The organism is Streptomyces muensis, from assembly GCF_021474425.1.
Lineage (GTDB): Bacteria > Actinomycetota > Actinomycetes > Streptomycetales > Streptomycetaceae > Streptomyces > Streptomyces muensis.
The window spans coordinates 1-5,084 of sequence record NZ_JAKEIP010000430.1; the positions used below are offsets into that span (position 1 = coordinate 1).

Below are 5,084 nucleotides of genomic sequence, written 5' to 3' on the forward strand. Positions count from 1 at the left end.
CACGCGAAAGCCCCTGCCACGCAGACAGCAACCCCTCCCGCTCCCCAGCCGACAGGACCTCCACATCGGAGACACGAAGGTCCGGTCGGTGAGCGAGCGCGGTCAGGACGCGTACGAAGCGATCGACGATGCTGTGGGCGGTCGCCCGGTCGAACAGGTCCGTGCTGTAGTCCAGCGCTCCGGCCAGAACAGCGGGCTGGTCCTGATCCGTGGGCCGGCGTTCCGCGAGACGGAAAGACAGGTCGAACTTGGCGGCGCCGACACCGACCGGCTGACCCGTCACCGTCATGCCCTGCAGTGAGGCGACGGCGGACGCGGCTCCCTGTTCCGTGTTGTTGAGGGTGAGCATGGTCTGGAAGAGGGGGTGGCGGGCGAGGGACCGCTCGGGGTTGACCGCCTCCACCAGCCGTTCGAACGGCAGGTCCTGGTGCGTACGCCGCCAGGTCCGTGGCCCGTACCCGGTCGATGAGCTCCGCGAACGTCGGATCGCCGGAGGTGTCGGTGCGCAGCACCAGCGTGTTGACGAAGAAGCCCACCAGATCGTCCAGCGCGTCATCCGTCCGGCCCGCGATCGGCGTGCCCAGCGGGATGTCCGTACCCGCGCCCAGCCGCGACAGCAGCGCCGCCAGACCCGCCTGCAGCACCATGAACAGGCTGACCCTGCCCTCGCGGGCCACGCGCGCCAGGCCTTCGTAAACGTCGGCCGGCACGTCGAAGGTGATCCGGTCGCCCTGGTAGGTGGCAACGGGCGGGCGGGGACGGTCGTAGGGCAGCGCCAACTCCTCCGGCAGGCCGGCCAGCGTCTCCTTCCAGTAGGCGAGCTGCCGGGACGCCTCGCTGTCCGGGTCGTCCTCGGCGCCGAGCACCTCGCGCTGCCACAGGCTGTAGTCCGCGTACTGCACCGGCAACGGCGACCAGCCGGGGGCCTCGCCCGCGACACGCGCCGCGTACGCCGCCGTCAGATCACGCGCCAGGGGTCCCATCGACCAGGCGTCACCCGCGATGTGGTGGACCACGACGAGCAGGACGTACTCCTGCTCCCCCAGCTCGAACAGCCAGGTGTGCAGGGGGATTTCAGTGGTCAGCTGGAATGGCGTCCGAGTGGCGCGGTCCAGTTCCTCGTCCAGGTGGTCCGCATCCGTCGCGATCACCGTCAGGTCGACGTCGGCAGCGAGCACCTTCTGGTACGGCCCCTCGGCGTCCTCGGCGAAGACCGTGCGCAGGCTCTCGTGACGTGCGACGACGTCCGTCAGTGCCGACCGCAGTGCCTCCTCGTCCAACGAGCCCGAGAGCCGTAGCGCCACGGGGATGTTGTACGTCGCGCTCGGTCCCTCGAAGCGGTGCAGGAACCACAGGCGCTGCTGGGCGAGCGACAGCGGGAGACGTGCGGGACGGGGCGTGATGGCCCGGAGCGGGGTACGGGATGTCGTCGTCCCGTCGAGTGTGGTGGTGAGTTCAGCGACGGTGGGTGCCTCGAACAGGCGCCGTACCGCGATCTCGACGTCCAGCACCGAACGGATCCTGCTGACCAGTCTCGTGGCCAGCAGCGAGTGCCCGCCCAGAGCGAAGAAGTCATCGTCGATCGACACCCGCTCCACACCGAGCACCTCTGCGAACAGCGCGCACAGCATCTCCTCACGCGGCGAACGCGGAGCACGCCCCTCGGACCGCGGACCAGAATCCGGCGCCGGCAGAGCACGACGGTCCAGCTTCCCGTTCGCCGTCAACGGGAACGACTCCAGCATCACGAACGCCGACGGCACCATGTAATCCGGCAACCGGCCCGCCAGATACTCCCGCAACTGACCCGCCACCAGCTGCCCGCCGGCCCCGGGAATCACATAGGCGACCAGACGCCGGTCACCCGGCCGGTCCTCACGCACCAGCACCGCCGCCTGACCGACCTGCGGATGCCCCGCGAGGACCGCCTCGATCTCACCCAGCTCGATCCGGAAACCACGCAGCTTGACCTGATCGTCGACCCGCGAGAGGTACTCCAGCTCCCCCTCACCGCTCCACCGCACCAGATCACCCGTGCGATACATCCGCGAACCGGCCAGACCATACGGATCGGCAACAAACCGCTCAGCCGTCAGCCCAGGGCGCGCGTGATACCCACGCACCACCCCCTCACCCGCGATATACAACTCACCCGGCACACCCACCGGCACCGGCCGCAAACCCGCATCCAGCACATACACCCGCGTATTCGCGATCGGACGACCGATCCGCGGACGCCGCGCACCCTCAGCCGTCACCGGCCAGGCCGTCGACCAGATCGTCGTCTCCGTCGGCCCGTACAAGTTCGTCACCGAACCCGCCCGCACTGCGAGCTGCGCCGCCAGGTCCGCCGGCAACGCCTCACCACCGACCAACACACGAAGGCCCTCCAGGGTGACCGGGTCCTCGGCCAGCAACGCCCGCCACAACCCGGGCGTCGCCTGCATCACCGACACACCCGAGGCCCGTACGAGCCGGCCCAGCGCCAACGGATCACGCACCACCTCACGCCCGGCCACCACCACCACGCCACCGGCCAACAGCGGCACGAACAACTCCAGCCCCGCGATGTCGAACCCGACCGTCGTCACCGCCAACAACCGCTCACCCGGCCCCAGACCCAACCGCGACCGCATCGCCACCAGGAAGTTCACCAACGCACCCTGCGGCACCACCACACCCTTCGGCCGCCCCGTCGAACCCGACGTATAAATCACGTAAGCGGCGTTCGACAGAGCGGGCCCGACCAGCGCACGCTCCTCGGGTGTGCGGGAGAGCTCCTCCACCGTGTGGGGTTCGTCCAGCAGCAGGCAGGCGGTGGCCATGTCCTCCGGCAGAGCGGAGCGCACCTCGCTCGTGGTCAGGACGAGGACGGGTGCGGCGTCCTGGAGCATGTACGCCAGCCGGTCCACCGGATACTCCGTGTCCAGCGGCAGATACCCCGCCCCCGCCTTCCACACCGCCAGCAGTGCCACCACCAGATCCACACCCCGCGGCAGCGCCACCGCCACAAACCGCTCCGGACCAGCCCCCCACTCCACCAGCAACCGCGCCAACCGCTCCGCACGGGCATCCAACTCCCCGTACGACAGCGACACACCACCGCAGACCACGGCCTCCGCCAATGGCGCCCGCGCCACCTGCTCCCCGAACAACTCCACCACCGAACGACCCGGCACCTCACACACCGTGTCGTTCCAGAGGTCGAGCATGCGTCCGCGCTCGGCCGCCTCGAGAATCTCGATGCCGCCCACCGGGGCGTCCGGCGCGGTGAGGGAAGCGTCCAGGAACCGGAGCAGGCGCTGGACGAGTTCCTCCGCCGTGCTGTGGTCGAACAGGTCGGTGCTGTACTCCAGGACACCGTCGAGCGCGCACACCCGGCCGCGCGCGTCACGGCGCTCGGTGAAGCCGAAAGCCAGGTCGAACTTGGCGACGGTCGACTCGACCGACTCGCGGTCCACCGCCAGTCGGGGCATGTCGCCCAGGGAGTCCAGTGCCCCTTGGTAATCGGTGTTGTTGAGGGTCAGCAGCACCTGGAAGAGGGGGTGGCGGGCCAGTGAGCGCTCCGGGTTGACCGCTTCCACCAGCCGCTCGAACGGCAGGTCCTGGTGCGCGTAGGCACCGAGGTTCGCCTCGCGGACCCTGGCGAGCAGTTCGGTGAGCGTCGGGTTCCCCGACGTGTCCGTCCGGAGGACCAGGGTGTTCAGGAAGACGCCGATCAGGTCGTGGAGGGACTCGTCGGTACGGCCGGCGATCGGCGTGCCGATGGGGATGTCGGTCCCCGCCCCGAGCCGGGTCAGCAACGCGGCCAGACCGGCCTGCAGCACCATGAACGGACTCGCCTGTTCACGCCGGGCCAGATCACTGATGCGCGTGTACAGCTCGTCGGACAGGTCGAAGCGGAGGCGGTCGCCGCGGTAGGAGGCGACCGAGGGCCTCGGACGTTCGTACGGCAGCTCCAGCTGGTCGGGCAGGCCGGCCAGCGTCTCCTGCCAGTAAGCGAGCTGGCGGGAGATCTCGCTGTCCGGGTCGTCCTCGGCGCCGAGCACCTCACGCTGCCACAGGCTGTAGTCCGCGTACTGCACCGGGAGCGGCGACCACTGCGGCACCTCACCGGCGACACGGGCCGCGTACGCCGTGGCGAGATCACGCGCCAACGGCGCACGCGACCACGCGTCACTCACGATGTGGTGCGTCAGGAGGAGCAGGACGTGCTCCTCTTCGTGGAGTTCGAACAGCCATATCCGGAAGGGACACTCGGCTCCGAGGTCGAAGACGTGGCTCGCAGCTGGGGCCAGGTCCTCGCGTAGCCGGTCCTGCGCCGTCCGCACGACGACGAGCTCGGGCTGTGCCTCGGCCGGGTCCCGGACCACCTGGTAGGCGCCGTCGGTATCCTCGGCGAAGACCGTGCGCAGGCTCTCGTGCCGCGTGACGACGTCCGCCAGCGCCTGCCTCAGCGCCTCCCGGTCCAGCGGTCCCGTCAGCCGCAGCGCCACCGGGGCGTTGTAGGTCGGGCTGGGGCCTTCGAGGCGGTTGAGGAACCACAGTCGCTGCTGGGCGTACGACAACGGCACACGCGCCGGCCTCGGTTCCACCGCCCGCACGGCCCGCCGCGCACCACGGTCCTCGTCACCGAGAGTTGTGGACAGACCGGCGATGGTGGGGGTCTCGAACAGCTGCCGGATGGGCAGCTCGACACCGAGGACGGTCCGGATCCGGCTGACCAGCTTCGTGGCCAGCAGCGAGTGCCCGCCCAGCCGGAAGAAGTCGTCGTCGATCGACACCCGTCCCACGCCCAGCACCTCGGCGAACAGCGCGCACAGCATCTCCTCGCGCAGCGTCCGCGGAGAACGGCCCTCGCTCTCGCGCTCGGGCGCGGGCAGAGCACGACGGTCCAGCTTGCCGTTCACGGTGAGCGGCAGCTCATCGAGGGTGACGAATGCCGACGGGACCATGTACGACGGCAGCCGTGCCGCCGCGTGCGCGGCCAGACCCTCGATGTCGCCCACCACATAAGCGACCAGACGCTTGTCACCGGGCCGGTCCTCACGCACCACCACCGCCACCCGAGACACCCCCGGATG

Annotated in this window: 1 pseudogene; it reads right to left on the minus strand. The window is 69.8% G+C overall.

Going from position 1 to position 5,084, the window contains the following annotated elements:
* Positions 1–5,084: pseudogene (locus L0P92_RS42410) on the minus strand (amino acid adenylation domain-containing protein); the annotation flags it as partial.